Origin of the sequence: Streptococcus oralis subsp. oralis, assembly GCF_002096445.1 — a bacterium.
Lineage (GTDB): Bacteria > Bacillota > Bacilli > Lactobacillales > Streptococcaceae > Streptococcus > Streptococcus oralis_N.
Map to the genome: position 1 here is coordinate 16,043 of NZ_NCUK01000013.1, position 14,201 is coordinate 30,243.

Annotated in this window: 15 protein-coding genes; 12 read left to right on the forward strand and 3 right to left on the reverse strand. The window is 42.8% G+C overall.

Going from position 1 to position 14,201, the window contains the following annotated elements; translation table 11 throughout:
- Positions 1-48 precede the first annotated feature (48 nt).
- The 7 genes from B7721_RS03530 to B7721_RS03560 all read left to right on the forward strand — a co-directional run bounded on the left by B7721_RS03530 (position 49) and on the right by B7721_RS03560 (position 7,478).
- Positions 49-1,467, forward strand: coding sequence for an NCS2 family permease (locus B7721_RS03530; protein WP_000359241.1), 1,419 nt, complete (start codon positions 49-51; stop codon positions 1,465-1,467).
- A gap of 53 nt (positions 1,468-1,520) precedes the next feature.
- Positions 1,521-2,228 carry a CPBP family intramembrane glutamic endopeptidase gene (locus B7721_RS03535; protein ID WP_084877535.1) on the forward strand — a complete coding sequence of 236 codons (708 nt, stop codon included), beginning with the start codon at positions 1,521-1,523 and terminating at the stop codon, positions 2,226-2,228.
- 102 nt (positions 2,229-2,330) lie between these two features.
- Complete coding sequence (gene folP / locus B7721_RS03540; protein WP_084877537.1) at positions 2,331-3,281, forward strand: dihydropteroate synthase; 951 nt, start codon at positions 2,331-2,333, stop codon at positions 3,279-3,281.
- Position 3,282: 1 nt separating this feature from the next.
- The gene (locus B7721_RS03545) at positions 3,283-4,605 is read left to right on the forward strand and encodes a bifunctional folylpolyglutamate synthase/dihydrofolate synthase (RefSeq protein WP_084877538.1); all 1,323 of its coding nucleotides are present in this window, start codon (positions 3,283-3,285) and stop codon (positions 4,603-4,605) included.
- Entirely contained in the window at positions 4,586-5,140 is a 555-nt protein-coding gene (gene folE / locus B7721_RS03550; RefSeq protein WP_084877540.1) for a GTP cyclohydrolase I FolE, read from the forward strand. The genes B7721_RS03545 and folE overlap by 20 nt, the downstream gene beginning before the upstream one ends.
- Positions 5,141-5,380: 240 nt before the next feature.
- Positions 5,381-6,202 (forward strand): 2-amino-4-hydroxy-6-hydroxymethyldihydropteridine diphosphokinase, encoded by an 822-nt coding sequence (gene folK / locus B7721_RS03555; protein ID WP_084877541.1) that lies wholly within the window; start codon positions 5,381-5,383, stop codon positions 6,200-6,202.
- On the forward strand, positions 6,195-7,478 hold the full coding sequence (locus B7721_RS03560) for a hypothetical protein (RefSeq protein ID WP_084877543.1): 1,284 nt from the start codon (positions 6,195-6,197) through the stop codon (positions 7,476-7,478). The genes folK and B7721_RS03560 overlap by 8 nt, the downstream gene beginning before the upstream one ends.
- 50 nt (positions 7,479-7,528) lie before the next feature.
- On the opposite strand, the gene B7721_RS03565 is transcribed toward B7721_RS03560, so the two are convergent.
- Positions 7,529-7,846, reverse strand: coding sequence for a DUF960 domain-containing protein (locus B7721_RS03565; protein ID WP_000886045.1), 318 nt, complete (start codon positions 7,844-7,846; stop codon positions 7,529-7,531).
- A gap of 204 nt (positions 7,847-8,050) precedes the next feature.
- On the opposite strand from B7721_RS03565, the gene ccpA reads away from it, so the two are divergent.
- A complete protein-coding gene (gene ccpA, locus B7721_RS03570; protein ID WP_001090635.1) occupies positions 8,051-9,061 on the forward strand; it encodes a catabolite control protein A in 1,011 nt (336 codons plus the stop codon).
- A 53-nt stretch (positions 9,062-9,114) separates the two neighbouring features.
- Here the strand turns inward: ccpA and B7721_RS03575 are convergent, their stop codons facing one another.
- Positions 9,115-10,077, reverse strand: a complete 963-nt coding sequence (locus B7721_RS03575) for an asparaginase (protein ID WP_084877545.1) — start codon at positions 10,075-10,077, stop codon at positions 9,115-9,117.
- Positions 10,078-10,142: 65 nt separating this feature from the next.
- On the opposite strand from B7721_RS03575, the gene B7721_RS03580 reads away from it, so the two are divergent.
- On the forward strand, positions 10,143-11,528 hold the full coding sequence (locus B7721_RS03580; protein WP_084877546.1) for a Cof-type HAD-IIB family hydrolase: 1,386 nt from the start codon (positions 10,143-10,145) through the stop codon (positions 11,526-11,528).
- A gap of 36 nt (positions 11,529-11,564) precedes the next feature.
- Here the strand turns inward: B7721_RS03580 and B7721_RS03585 are convergent, their stop codons facing one another.
- Positions 11,565-12,017, reverse strand: a complete 453-nt coding sequence (locus B7721_RS03585; protein WP_000079162.1) for a universal stress protein — start codon at positions 12,015-12,017, stop codon at positions 11,565-11,567.
- A 166-nt stretch (positions 12,018-12,183) separates the two neighbouring features.
- Between B7721_RS03585 and B7721_RS03590 the strand changes: the two genes are divergently transcribed.
- The 3 genes from B7721_RS03590 to rpmH all read left to right on the forward strand — a co-directional run bounded on the left by B7721_RS03590 (position 12,184) and on the right by rpmH (position 14,119).
- Positions 12,184-12,483: a hypothetical protein gene (locus tag B7721_RS03590; protein ID WP_084877548.1), complete on the forward strand. Its 300-nt coding sequence runs from the start codon at positions 12,184-12,186 to the stop codon at positions 12,481-12,483.
- Positions 12,484-12,626: 143 nt separating this feature from the next.
- Positions 12,627-13,841 carry a pyridoxal phosphate-dependent aminotransferase gene (locus tag B7721_RS03595; RefSeq protein ID WP_084877549.1) on the forward strand — a complete coding sequence of 405 codons (1,215 nt, stop codon included), beginning with the start codon at positions 12,627-12,629 and terminating at the stop codon, positions 13,839-13,841.
- A 143-nt stretch (positions 13,842-13,984) separates the two neighbouring features.
- Complete coding sequence (gene rpmH, locus B7721_RS03600) at positions 13,985-14,119, forward strand: 50S ribosomal protein L34 (RefSeq protein WP_000831905.1); 135 nt, start codon at positions 13,985-13,987, stop codon at positions 14,117-14,119.
- Positions 14,120-14,201 lie beyond the last annotated feature (82 nt).

The window sequence follows — 14,201 nt, forward strand, 5'->3', positions numbered from 1 at the left end:
AATGATATAATACTGATATTGTTCGTAAAAAACAAAAGGAGATTAAAGATGGACAAACTATTTAAACTAAAAGAGCACGGGACAGATGTCCGTACAGAGGTGCTTGCTGGTTTAACAACATTCTTTGCAATGAGTTATATTCTCTTTGTAAACCCTCAAATGCTTTCCCAAACGGGTATGCCTGTTCAAGGTGTGTTCTTGGCAACGATTATCGGTTCTGTAGTCGGTACTTTGATGATGGCTTTCTATGCTAATTTGCCATACGCACAAGCACCAGGTATGGGACTAAATGCCTTCTTCACATTTACAGTTGTATTTGGGATGGGCTATACTTGGAAAGAAGCTCTTGGTATGGTCTTCATTTGTGGAATTATTTCACTGATTATTACCTTGACAAATGTTCGTAAAATGATCATCGAATCTATTCCAACAACACTTCGCTCAGCTATTTCGGCTGGTATTGGTGTTTTCCTTGCCTATGTTGGGATTAAGAATGCCGGTCTCTTGAAATTCTCAATTGACCCAGGTACTTATACTGTAGCAGGTGAAGGAGCAGACAAGGCTCAAGCTGCACTTACTGCAAACTCCGCAGCTGTTCCAGGATTGGTAGACTTCAATACTCCAGCCGTATTGGTGGCTCTTGCAGGTCTGGCTATTACCATCTTCTTTGTTGTTAAAGGCATCAAGGGTGGAATCATTCTTTCTATTTTAACAACGACAGTCCTTGCCATTGCTGTTGGTGTTGTCAAATTATCAGGGATTGACTTTGCTAGCAACAATCTTTCAGCAGCGGTTAATGATTTAGGAACTTTGTTTGGTGCTGCTCTTGGTTCAGAAGGTTTAGGATCTTTGATTTCAAACACTTCACGTTTACCAGAAACCTTGATGGCTATTCTTGCCTTCTCACTAACGGATATTTTTGATACAATCGGTACTCTTATCGGTACTGGTGAAAAAGTTGGTATCGTTGCGACAAGTGGGGAAAACCATGAGTCCGCTAAATTGGACAAGGCTCTATACTCTGACTTGGTGGCAACTTCGGTAGGTGCCATTGCAGGTACTTCAAACGTCACAACCTATGTTGAGTCTGCGGCGGGTATCGGTGCTGGTGGACGTACTGGTTTGACAGCCCTAGTGGTTGCGATCTGTTTTGCTCTATCTAGCTTCTTTAGCCCACTTCTAGCGATTGTTCCGACAGCTGCAACAGCACCAATTTTGATCATCGTCGGAATCATGATGCTTTCTAACTTGAAAAATATCCCTTGGGATGATATGGCTGAAGCGGTTCCTGCCTTCTTCACATCTATCTTTATGGGATTCAGCTACTCTATCACACAAGGGATTGCTGTTGGTTTCTTGACATACACCTTGACAAAAGTTGTCAAAGGTCAAGCCAAGGATGTGCACGTGATGATTTGGATTTTGGATGCCTTGTTTATCCTTAACTATATCAGTATGGCGCTATAAATGGTATAATAGAAAAAGGGGAGTCTCCCCTTTTTCTTATAAGGAGGTACATCATGAAAGATAAGACGATTTGGCAAGAGATTTTAAACAGAGGGAAATGGGTGATCATCCTTTTGGTAGCTTTTGTTCTATCTCAATTTCCCATAGGACTTGCTTTGTTTTTAGCAAACAAACAGTTTCCGATTTTACAGTCAGGGCTCTTAGTAGGTGCTCTATCCATAGTCGTTTTGATTGTATTCATTATTGGTGCACGAAAAACACAACTTGCTACTTTTAATCTATCCTTTTTTAAGGCAAAAGACTTGGCTCGCTTGGTACTGAGTTATCTGGTGATTTTTGCGACAAATCTCTTGGGTTCACTACTGCTTCGACTAACAAATGAGGCAACAACCAGTAACCAATCAATACTGAATGGTTTGGTTCAGAATAGTTCCTTGATTTCAACTTTCTTCCTACTAGTCTTGATTGCGCCGATTTGTGAAGAAATTTTGTGTCGTGGGATTATTCCAAAAAAGATCTTCCGCGGAAAAGAAAAACTAGGTTTTATTGTTGGTGCAATCGTCTTTGCCTTGCTCCATACGCCAACCAATCTGCCTTCTGTGATTATTTATGGAGGAATGTCAACGGTTTTGACTTGGACAGCCTATAAGACTGAGCGTTTGGAGATGTCCATTTTGCTTCATATGATTCTCAATGGTATTGCATTTTGTTTGTTGGCCTTATTGGTATTGATTAGTAGAAATCTAGGTCTATCATTCTAAACCATTAGCCGCTTGGAAAAGATGAATACTAGCGTATCCATCTTTTTCTTTTTATGGTATAATAGAGAAATAATGTGGTGAAAAACCTTGAGGAGTGACCTTATGTTCAGTAAAGCTAGTCAGGCAAAAACAGCTATTTGTGGAATTATCAATGTAACACCAGATTCCTTTTCGGATGGTGGTCAGTTTTTTGCTGTTGACCAGGCGCTTCAGCAAGCCCGTAAATTGATAGCTGAAGGAGCGAGCATGCTTGATATCGGTGGAGAATCGACTCGGCCGGGCAGTGGCAGTAGCTATGTTGAGATAGAAGAGGAAATCCAGCGTGTTGTTCCAGTGATTAAAGCTATCTGTGAGGAAAGTGATGTTCTCATTTCCATCGATACTTGGAAAAGTCAGGTGGCAGAGGCTGCTTTGGCTGCTGGTGCCAATCTGGTAAATGACATTACGGGTCTCATGGGAGATGAGAAAATGGCGGATGTGGTTGCTAAGGCTGGTGCGAAAGTAGTCATCATGTTTAATCCAGTCATGGCTCGACCTCAGCACCCTAGTTCGCTCATATTTCCTCATTTTGGCTTTGGACAAGCTTTTACAGAGGAAGAGTTAGCTGACTTTGAAAAAATGCCAATCGAAGACTTGATGGAGGCTTTCTTTGAACGAGCTCTAGCGAGAGCGGATCAAGCTGGGATTGCAAGAGAAAATATTCTGCTGGATCCAGGGATTGGCTTTGGTCTGACCAAGAAGGAAAATCTACTCCTTCTACGGGATCTAGATAAACTACACCAGCAAGGCTATCCGATCTTTCTTGGAGTTTCGCGTAAGCGATTTGTTATCAATATCCTGGAAGAAAATGGTTTTGAAGTTAATCCTGAAACGGAAGTCGGTTTTCGTAATCGAGACATAGCTTCGGCTCATGTAACTAGTATCGCTGCGAGACAGGGTGTCGAAGTAGTGCGTGTGCACGATGTAGCCAGTCACAGGATGGCGGTTGAAATTGCGTCAGCCATTCGTTTGGCAGATGATGCAGAAAATCTAGATTTAAAACAATATAAATAAGATGAACGAAATTCAAAACAATCAGTGGATTGCCCACTACCGGACGGACCAACCACATTTTGGCTTGGAACGCATGGTAGAACTCCTAGCTCTGCGAGGCAATCCCCATCTCAAACTCAAGGTCATCCATATCGGAGGGACCAACGGCAAGGGGTCTACCATTGCTTTTTTGAAAAAGATGCTGGAAAAGCTAGGACTGAGAGTTGGGGTGTTCAGCTCGCCCTATCTCATTCATTATACGGATCAGATTAGCATCAATGGGGAATCTATCCCCGAGGCTAGGCTAGAAGCCCTCATGGCAGACTATCAGTCTTTGCTTGAGGGAGAATCGGCTGACAATTTGCAGGGAACAACCGAGTTTGAGATTATCACAGCTCTAGCTTATGATTACTTTGCCTTAGAGCAAGTAGATGTGGCTATCATGGAAGTCGGCATGGGTGGTCTTTTGGATAGTACTAATGTTTGTCAGCCAATTTTGACAGGGATTACGACCATTGGACTGGATCATGTGGCCCTACTTGGTGACACCTTGGAAGCCATAGCAGAGCAGAAGGCTGGTATTATCAAACAAGGTATTCCCTTGGTGACAGGTCATATTGTTCCTGAAGCCTTGACTGTGATAGACTCTATTGCAGAAGCTAAAAATGCGCCTAGACTTGCCTATGGGAAAGATTATCAAGTTAGTCACCAAGAAAGTGTGGTAACGGGTGAAATATTTGATTATACCAGTTCTCTCAGACAAGGTCTCTTTCAGACTGGTTTGCTTGGTTTGCACCAGATAGAAAATGCGGGGATGACGCTTGCCCTCCTAGACACTTATTGCCAGGAGACTGGGCGGGAGTTGGCAAGTAATGTCTTGGTTGCTCAAGCTTTGAAAGAAACCAGATGGCCAGGGCGTCTGGAGGTCGTGTCTAGCGACCCATTGCTGCTTTTGGATGGGGCCCACAATCCCCATGCTATCAAGGCTTTACTAGCAACCTTACAAGAACGCTTTGCGGATTATCATAAGGAAATCCTCTTTACCTGCATCAAAACCAAGGCTTTGGAGGATATGCTGGACTTGCTAGGGGAAATGCCAGATACCGAGCTTACCCTTACACATTTTGACGATAGTCGGGCGACGGATGAAAGCGTGCTGAAAGAGACAGCCAAGTCTAGAAATCTCAATTACCAAAGTTGGCAGGATTTTCTAGAGCAGAAATTGACAGATAAAAATGAAGAGAAACAAACAGTTAGGATTGTCACAGGTTCCTTGTATTTCTTGAGCCAAGTGAGAGCCTATCTGATGGAGAGGAAGAACGAGAATGGATACACAAAAGATTGAAACGGCTGTAAAAATGATTATCGAAGCTGTTGGTGAGGACGCTAACCGCGAGGGCTTGCAGGAAACACCTGCTCGTGTAGCCCGTATGTACCAAGAGATTTTTTCAGGTCTTGGCCAAACTGCTGAGGAACACCTGTCAAAATCCTTTGAGATTATTGATGATAATATGGTAGTGGAAAAGGATATTTTTTTCCATACTATGTGTGAGCACCACTTCCTGCCCTTTTATGGGAGAGCGCACATTGCCTACATTCCAGATGGACGTGTAGCAGGCTTGTCCAAACTTGCCCGTACGGTTGAAGTTTATTCTAAAAAACCACAAATTCAAGAGCGTTTGAATATTGAGGTGGCCGATGCCTTGATGGACTATCTGGGTGCTAAAGGAGCCTTTGTTGTCATTGAGGCGGAACATATGTGTATGAGCATGCGTGGTGTCAGAAAGCCAGGCACGGCAACCTTGACGACAGTAGTGCGAGGTGTATTTGAAACAGATAAAGACCTCCGAGACCAGGCTTATCGTTTAATGGGACTATAATACCCTTCGAAAATCAAATTCAAACCTCGTCAGCTTCACCTTGCCGTAGGTGCGGTTACTGACTTCGTCAGTTCTATCCACAACCTCAAAACAGTGTTTTTAGCTGACTTCGTCAGTTTTATCTACAACCTCAAAGCAGTGCTTTGAGCAACCTGCGGCTAGCTTCCTAGTTTGCTCTTTGATTTTCATTGAGTATAAAAAGAATCCGCTTTGGGCGGATTTTTCTAGAAAGGACTAGTTATGGATCAACTGCAGATTAAAGATTTGGAAATTTTTGCCTATCATGGTCTTTTCCCTAGTGAGAAGGAATTGGGGCAGAAGTTTGTTATTTCCGCAAGCTTATCTTATGATATGACCAAGGCGGCTACAGACTTGGATTTAACAGCTTCTATCCATTACGGAGAATTGTGTCAGCAGTGGACGACTTGGTTTCAGGAAAGCACTGAGGACTTGATTGAAACGGTAACCTACAAACTAGTTGAACGTACCTTTGAGACTTATCCTCTTGTCCAAGAGATTGAGTTGGAACTAAAAAAACCTTGGGCTCCAGTGCATTTGCCACTAGATACTTGCTCGGTGACCATTCACCGTCGTAAGCAGCGGGCCTTTATCGCTCTAGGAAGCAATATGGGGGACAAGCAAGCAAACTTGGAACAAGCTATTGACAAACTGCGAGCTCGAGGTATCCATATTCTCAAAGAGTCCAGTGTCTTGGCGACGGAACCTTGGGGTGGTGTGGAACAGGATAGCTTTGTCAATCAGGTGATTGAAGTAGAAACCTGGCTACCAGCACCAGTCTTGTTAGAAACATTATTAGCCATTGAGTCAGAAATGGGACGGGTTCGAGAGGTGCATTGGGGGCCTCGTTTGATTGATTTGGACCTACTCTTTGTGGAGGACCAGATTATTTACACAGACGAACTCATCTTGCCTCATCCTTATATAGCAGAACGCCTCTTTGTTCTTGAGCCGTTAGTGGAAATAGCTCCCCATTTTATCCATCCAATCTTAAAACAACCAATTCGTTACTTGGTTGACCAGTTGGAGCAAGGAAATGCCTAAGCTTTCCGAGACCTATAGTAAGTGGAAGAGTATTGGGGAGGGACTACTTGCTATTGTTTTAGGGCTTCTCTTGATTCGTTTTGGACAAGTCATTCCGCGAATGGGGTACCAGTTGCTGATGGGCTACTTTTCCTTGTCAGCAGTTTGGCACTTGTTGACTCGCTGGTTTCAGGATAAAAAACGTCGGGAAAATATCTTTGTAACCTTGGGCAAGCTGGTGGTTGCGGCTCTGGTGTTTGACTCTATCATCTTGCAAGACCTTGCCCTCTATCTTTTGGTCTTTATCATTGCGAGCTACCAGCTGTTTACGGGCATCATTAGTCTTGTGACCTGGTCTCTCTATCGAAAAAATGCCATTCATCCTCGGCTCCATCATCTCTTCGATGCTGTATGGATGATAGGATTCGGTCTTTATAGCATCTCTCCTTTTCACGATGCAGCGAATTTTGAATTGCTCTTGCTTGGGTTTTACTTGCTCATGCTAGGAGCTAGTAGCCTCCGGGACGGTTTCTTTTTTGAAAGGATAGAAAACAATCCCAAGCTGAAACGACGTATGCGAATGACTCTGCCGATCTTTGTGACGGCTCTGATTCCTATCAGCACCTTGCGCAAACTAAATGAGTGGCTGTCAAATCATGAAAGCCAAGAAGGGGAAGTTCATTCAGAAAGAAAAAATGATCAGACGGTTGATCTGGAAATTTTTGTCCATACCTCAGAAACCTCCTTCTTCCTTGCTATGGGACATGTGGATATTTGTTATCAAGGGACAGTTATTTCCTATGGTTCCTATGATCCCCGCTCGGAGCGTTTATTCGGTATGGTTGGAGATGGTGTTTTGTTTAAGGCTAATCGGGAAAAATACATCGAACTCTGCAAGAGGGAAAGTCAGAAGACCTTGTTTGCTTATGGTCTGAGTTTGACGGACCAACAGAAAACAGCTATCCAAGCTCGCCTAGCAGAGATAGAAGACCTGTTAATTCCTTGGGAACCAAGCTCACAGTTGATGAAAAGAAGAGAGGGAGAGGTCAAGCATACCTACTCCTACCAACTGAAAGAGGAAGCGGATGCGACCCTCTATAAATTCAGCTCATCCGAGTTTAAGACCTACTTTGTTCTCAGTACCAATTGTGTTTTGCTGGCAGACTCTATCGTGGGAAAAGCTGGGACTGATATATTGAGTCCTCAAGGTTTCATTGTGCCAGGGACTTATCAGGATTATCTTGACTTAGAATATACAAAACCAAACGGTCTAGTTGTCAGTCGATCCATTTATTAGAAAAAGAAAACTCTAGTTCCTCAGCAGTTTACGCCGAGAAGCTAGAGTTTTTAAAATAGGTCATTTTCTTCTGGAAGGAGGATGGTTTCTCTACCGTCCAAGTCTAAAACAAGGACCCTAGGAGGGTAAAGCGGATCGAAAGGATGATTGAAATCAAAATCGATACTAGTCGGAAGGTGCTGGCTAGAAAAATGGAAGGTGATGGTCCCCTTATTGTTGAGCAGTTGAAACTCAAGTTCTTCTTCTAATTCAAAGACATTTTTCAGGAAATGATCGATAATATACCATAAAGAGTCAATGACATCATCAGGCAAGCTGGTCACGACACCAAAGCTAGCGGAACGTCTCTGTGTATTTGTAAAAGCCATGTTTTCCTCCCCCTTTTATTTTCCTTATCATACAGCAAAATATCTCAAAAATCAAGAAATCCTACTCGCTTTTTCAAAATGGGAATAAACTGTGAAATTTTTTCAAAGTTTCTCTAAAAAATACTTGAAAGTGTTTACAATAAGTGATAAAATGGAGTAAGTAGATGCGTGAAAGCGAAATTTTCATTATAGAAAGGAAACGGAATGAACACAGATGATACAGTAACGATTTATGACGTCGCCCGTGAAGCAGGAGTTTCGATGGCAACAGTTAGCCGTGTCGTTAATGGCAACAAGAATGTTAAAGAGAACACTCGAAAAAAAGTCCTAGAAGTGATTGATCGCTTGGACTATCGTCCAAATGCGGTAGCACGTGGTTTGGCTAGCAAGAAAACAACGACAGTCGGAGTTGTGATTCCGAACATTACCAATGGTTATTTCTCAACGCTTGCTAAGGGGATTGACGACATTGCTGAAATGTACAAGTATAACATTGTCCTAGCAAATAGTGATGAGGATGATGAAAAGGAAGTTTCAGTGGTTAACACTCTCTTTTCAAAACAAGTCGATGGGATTATCTTTATGGGCTATCACTTGACTGAAAAGATTCGTTCAGAGTTTTCTCGTTCACGGACACCGGTTGTTCTTGCTGGTACTGTGGATGTAGAACACCAACTTCCAAGTGTAAATATCGACTACAAACAAGCAACGATTGATGCTGTGAGCTATCTTCTCAAAGAAAACGAAAAGATTGCTTTTGTGAGTGGACCACTCGTCGATGATATCAATGGCAAGGTTCGTTTGATTGGTTACAAGGAAGCCTTGAAAAAAGCTGGACATTCTTATAGTGAGGGATTGGTCTTTGAATCAAAATACAGCTATGACGATGGTTATGCCTTGGCAGAACGCTTGATTTCATCACAAGCTACAGCTGCAGTTGTAACAGGTGATGAATTGGCGGCAGGTGTGTTGAATGGTTTGGCTGACCATGGCGTATCTGTGCCAGAAGAGTTTGAAATCATCACGACAGATGACTCTCAGATTGCACGATTCACTCGTCCAAACTTGACGACTATTGCCCAACCTCTTTATGACCTAGGCGCTATCAGCATGCGTATGTTGACTAAGATTATGCATAAGGAAGAGTTGGAAGAACGTGAAGTTCTCTTACCCCATGGTTTGACAGAACGTCGTTCAACACGAAAACGTAAATAGAAAAAATCAGGGAATCGCGAAGATTTCCTGATTTTGTGTTCTAGAGAAGAGGATTAGCCTTCCATATAGTCTTTTAAGGCTTGTCCTTTTAGTCCAGCATTAAGGGCAATTAATAATTTGAGGCGCGCTTTTTGAGCGTTGAGTTCTTTGACAAAGAAAACACCAGCTCGTTGCAACTGCACCCCTCCGCCTTGGTAGGCGTAGACAGGTTCAGCAATACCATTAAAACAACGTGAGACCAAGGCGACTGGAATCCCTTTTTGGAGGAGATTTTCCAGCTTTTGAGCTGTTTCTTTTGGAACATTGCCTGCTCCAAAAGCCTGAATGACTAAGCCATCCAGCTGTTCCAAGTCTAACATATCAATCAGCTCGTCTGTCATACCTGCATAGGCTGAGATGATGGGAACTAGACCTTGAATATGTTCGAGATCAAACCGGACGCGAGGTTCAGCCGTTTTGAAGTAGAGGATTTCTTGCTTCATGATGAGACCAAGCGGTCCATGTGTTGGAGTTTGAAAGGTGCTGACGTTGGTCGTATGAGTTTTAGTAACATACTTGGCTGCGTGGATTTCATCGTTCATGACGACCAGTACACCCTTGTCGGCTGCTTTGTCATCGCTGGCAACTCGCAAAGCGCTCAGATAGTTATATACACCGTCGCTACCAAGTTCGTTTGAACTACGCATGGCCCCTGTTAGAACGATGGGGATGGGCGGAATTTTCATGGTATCAAGGAAGTAGGCTGTTTCTTCTAAGGTATCTGTACCATGTGTGATGACAACTCCATCGTAGTTATCAGCGTCCTCTTTAATCTTATGATAGAGTGCAAGCATATGCTTGGGTTTGATATGAGGGCTTGGCAGATTAAAAAAGTCTAGGGCATGAACCTCAATCCCTTCAAGCGGATTGGAAACATGGTTCATGGGATTTTCCTGGCTAGTTACAACGGCACCAGTGGCGTCTGCTTGCATGGAAATAGTTCCACCTGTATGTAAAACAAGGATTTTCTTAGGCATGATTTAGTCACTCTTTCTGAAATGTGGTATAATCATTGTAACACAAAAGGGGAGAATGGGACAGGATGGAAGTCAAGGCTGTTTTTTTTGATATCGATGGAACGCTAGTCAACGATCGCAAGAGTGTTTTGAAATCCACTAAGGACGCGATTAAGATTGTCAAAGAGCAAGGAGTGCTTGTTGGAGTAGCGACAGGACGAGGGCCGTTTTTTGTCAAGGAATTGATGGAAGACTTGGACTTGGATTTTGCGGTGACCTACAATGGCCAATACATTTTTAATAAAGAAAAGGTGCTCTTTGCAAGTCCGATTGCTAAGTCAAGCCTGCGTCAACTGATTGCTTACGCTAAAAAGGAGCGTAAAGAAATCGCTCTTGGAACCGAGCATGCCGTTGTTGGTTCGAAAATTATGTCATTTGGTCTCGGCTCCTTTTCCCAACTGGTTAGTCGTTTTATTCCGACTGTTCTGACAAGAACCGTTAGCCGTTCCTTTAATCGAATGGTCAGCAAGGCAGTTCCTCAAAAGGAAGACGACCTGCTTAACTTGATTAATCAACCCATTTACCAAGTTTTGATGCTGATGACGCCAGAAGAATCTGAGAAGGCGGCAAGTGATTTTGAAGATTTGAAATTAACTCGAAGCAATCCTTTTGCAGCAGATATCATTAACCAAGGAAATTCCAAATTAGAAGGCATTTGCCGAGTCGGGAAAGAATATGGCTTTGATCTCAACCAAGTCATGGCCTTTGGTGATTCAGACAACGATCTGGAAATGTTGGCAGGTGTTGGTATGTCGGTCGCTATGGGAAATGGCAGTAGCAGTGTCAAAGAAGTTGCCAAGCATATTACGGCAAGTAATCAACAAGATGGCATCCACAAGGCGCTCGAGCACTTTGGTGTTTTGGCTTCAGAAAAAGTGTTTGTCAGTCGAGACTACCACTTTAATAAGGTTAAAACCTTCCACCACATGATGGATGAACGAACTCAAGAAGAGCCACAGGCATGGAATGCTGAAGGTGCAACCCACCGCGCAGACTTTAAAATTGAAGAATTAGTGGAGTTTGTTCGTGCAGCAAGTTCTTCGGAGGAAGAATTCCAAAACTCCCTTGCAAGCATGCATGAGGCACTTGATAAGGCGGCAGAGAAAGTGGCGAAAAAGACACCTGCTAAGCAAAATTTGGTCGGTCAAGTGGATGCTTTGATTGACACATTGTATTTCACATACGGCAGCTTTGTATTGATGGGAGTAGATCCAGAACGCATTTTTGATATTGTCCATGAAGCAAATATGGGAAAGGTTTTCCCTGATGGGAAAGCTCATTTTGACCCAGTTACACACAAGATTTTAAAGCCAGATGACTGGGAAGAAAAATATGCTCCAGAACCTGCCATCCGACAGGAACTACAACGTCAGTTTAAAGCTTATGAGCGACATAAAGAAAGAAAAAAATAGAAACAAAAAGGAGCCCAAGGCTCCTTTTTTTAATGATTACAATGTTTTTTCACTTTCTCTCACGACCAGCAAATCGACTTTTGCATGGCGGAGAATGTACTCAGATGAAGAGCCAACCAAGAGGCGTTCAAAGGCATTGAGCCCTGTTGCACCAACGAGAATCAGGTCGACATTTTCTGCGTCTGGAATAGTACGGGCAAGGAGGGTTTTTGGATTTCCCATTTCGATGACGATGTGAATATCGGTCACACCAGCATCTCTTGCGCGCTTTTCGTACTCCTTCATCAGACTTTCAGCATCGACTTGGAGTTCTTCGTAAACTTCAGCATCAAAGGTAGACACGCTTTGAAGAGCGCGTGTGTCGATAACATGGGCAATGGTGAGCTTGGATTCGTTGCGTAGAGCAGTGTAAACACCTTTGACGAAAGCCAAGTCCGCTTCTTTAGAACCATCAATTGCGACCATAACATTTTGGTAACGTTGTGCCATAATGAAACCTCCTGAAATTTTCTTACTGTTATTGTAACCCTTTTCACCAAAGAAGTAAAGTAAAAATCATATTTAAATAAATATTATCGGAGATTCGATTTGGTGGAGATATGTTAAAATAAAAGAAAACGGGATAGTAGGAAACACAGCGAGGGGATGAGAAAGTATGAAAGATTTTGTTCAAGCTTCTAAAAAAATAAGTTTTCTTTATCATGGAATTATCCTTGCGTCACTTGTAGGTGAAGTAGTGATGCTTTGGCAGCTGGAAAGAGTCATGCCCGTTCTCTATCCAGGTTTTGTTGGATTTCTTCTCTTTCACTTAGTCTACCATATCATTTTATTGGTGATTGCAAAGAGAAGTGGTCGTTTGGACTATTTGGTCACGTGGGGGCTCTTTCTCATGTTTAATCTTTTGTATGACTCCTTTTTAGCATTAGTCTTTCTAGGTTTGTCTTTTGGTATGTGAGAAAATGCTTCTGTATTCTAGTTGTTTAGACGGTGAGAACCTAGTCGTTGTGAGTTTTTTCTTTGCTTGCTCATTTCAGGAAACTTGTCGCAATCCCTTTCTAGTGGTATAATGTTACTATCTCGATGAATTGAGGAAACAAGATGAAAGAATATAACAAGTCTAGTAAGTTAGAGCATGTTGCTTATGATATCCGTGGCCCTGTTTTGGAAGAAGCTATGCGGATGCGAGCAAACGGAGAAAAGATTTTACGTCTGAATACAGGAAATCCAGCAGAATTTGGCTTTACAGCGCCAGATGAGGTCATTCATGACTTGATTATGAATGCGCGTGATAGTGAGGGATATTCTGACTCCAAAGGGATTTTCTCAGCCCGCAAGGCCATCATGCAGTATTGCCAACTGAAGAAATTTCCCAATGTGGATATTGATGATATCTACCTTGGAAATGGTGTCAGTGAGCTGATTGTTATGTCCATGCAAGGGCTTTTGGATAATGGCGATGAGGTCTTGGTGCCTATGCCAGACTATCCTCTCTGGACAGCTGCGGTCAGCCTAGCTGGGGGAAATGCCGTTCACTATATCTGTGATGAAGCTACAGAATGGTACCCAGATATTGACGATATTAAGTCAAAAATTACTTCCAATACCAAGGCAATCGTCCTTATCAATCCAAATAACCCAACTGGAGCCCTTTATCCTAAGGAACTCTTGTTGGAGATTATTGAGATTGCTCGTCAGAACGATTTGATTATCTTTGCGGATGAGATTTATGACCGCATGGTGATGGATGGGCATGTGCATACGCCTGTGGCAAGCTTGGCACCAGATGTTTTCTGTGTCAGCATGAATGGTCTGTCAAAATCTCACCGTATCGCTGGTTTCCGTGTAGGATGGATGGTCTTGTCTGGTCCTAAGCACCATGTCAAGGGCTATATCGAAGGTCTCAATATGCTGTCCAATATGCGTCTTTGCTCTAACGTTTTGGCCCAGCAAGTCGTACAAACTTCACTAGGTGGGCACCAGTCAGTGGATGAATTGCTCCTTCCTGGTGGACGGATTTACGAGCAAAGAAACTTCATTTACAATGCCATTCAAGATATCCCAGGTTTGTCTGCGGTCAAGCCGAAGGCGGGTCTTTATATCTTCCCTAAAATCGACCGCAATATGTACCGTATTGATGATGATGAACAGTTCGTTCTTGATTTCTTGAAGCAGGAAAAGGTTCTCTTGGTTCATGGTCGTGGTTTTAACTGGAAGGAACCAGACCATTTCCGTATCGTTTACCTTCCTCGTGTGGACGAATTAGCGCAAATCCAAGAAAAGATGACACGTTTCTTGAGTCAGTATCGTAGATAAGGCTTTCATTGGAAAAGCAGGAAACATTTCCTTAGAGCTATTGACAAATAGGTAAGAATCAGATAGAATAGTAAAGTATGTTTAGTAACTGATCACTTTATAGCCGGCTAAACGAATACAAAATCTATGAGGAGGTATTCATCGTGAAACGTACTTATCAACCAAGTAAACTTCGTCGTGCGCGCAAACACGGATTCCGTAACCGTATGTCAACTAAAAACGGTCGTCGCGTATTGGCAGCTCGTCGTCGTAAAGGACGCAAAGTTTTGGCTGCATAATCCAAACGAATTCAACAAAGAAGTCAGTAGGAACTCGAGTCTACTGGCTTTTCTTTTTTATCCTACATAGTGAACTGTCCAC

Bases quoted from the DNA above. Each gene is read 5' to 3' on its own strand.
- B7721_RS03530 (WP_000359241.1), top strand. From the start codon at position 49: ATGGACAAACTATTTAAACTAAAAGAGCACGGGACAGATGTCCGTACA.
- B7721_RS03535 (WP_084877535.1), top strand. From the start codon at position 1,521: ATGAAAGATAAGACGATTTGGCAAGAGATTTTAAACAGAGGGAAATGG.
- folP (WP_084877537.1), top strand. From the start codon at position 2,331: ATGTTCAGTAAAGCTAGTCAGGCAAAAACAGCTATTTGTGGAATTATC.
- B7721_RS03545 (WP_084877538.1), top strand. From the start codon at position 3,283: ATGAACGAAATTCAAAACAATCAGTGGATTGCCCACTACCGGACGGAC.
- folE (WP_084877540.1), top strand. From the start codon at position 4,586: ATGGATACACAAAAGATTGAAACGGCTGTAAAAATGATTATCGAAGCT.
- folK (WP_084877541.1), top strand. From the start codon at position 5,381: ATGGATCAACTGCAGATTAAAGATTTGGAAATTTTTGCCTATCATGGT.
- B7721_RS03560 (WP_084877543.1), top strand. From the start codon at position 6,195: ATGCCTAAGCTTTCCGAGACCTATAGTAAGTGGAAGAGTATTGGGGAG.
- B7721_RS03565 (WP_000886045.1), bottom strand. From the start codon at position 7,846: ATGGCTTTTACAAATACACAGAGACGTTCCGCTAGCTTTGGTGTCGTG.
- ccpA (WP_001090635.1), top strand. From the start codon at position 8,051: ATGAACACAGATGATACAGTAACGATTTATGACGTCGCCCGTGAAGCA.
- B7721_RS03575 (WP_084877545.1), bottom strand. From the start codon at position 10,077: ATGCCTAAGAAAATCCTTGTTTTACATACAGGTGGAACTATTTCCATG.
- B7721_RS03580 (WP_084877546.1), top strand. From the start codon at position 10,143: ATGGAAGTCAAGGCTGTTTTTTTTGATATCGATGGAACGCTAGTCAAC.
- B7721_RS03585 (WP_000079162.1), bottom strand. From the start codon at position 12,017: ATGGCACAACGTTACCAAAATGTTATGGTCGCAATTGATGGTTCTAAA.
- B7721_RS03590 (WP_084877548.1), top strand. From the start codon at position 12,184: ATGAAAGATTTTGTTCAAGCTTCTAAAAAAATAAGTTTTCTTTATCAT.
- B7721_RS03595 (WP_084877549.1), top strand. From the start codon at position 12,627: ATGAAAGAATATAACAAGTCTAGTAAGTTAGAGCATGTTGCTTATGAT.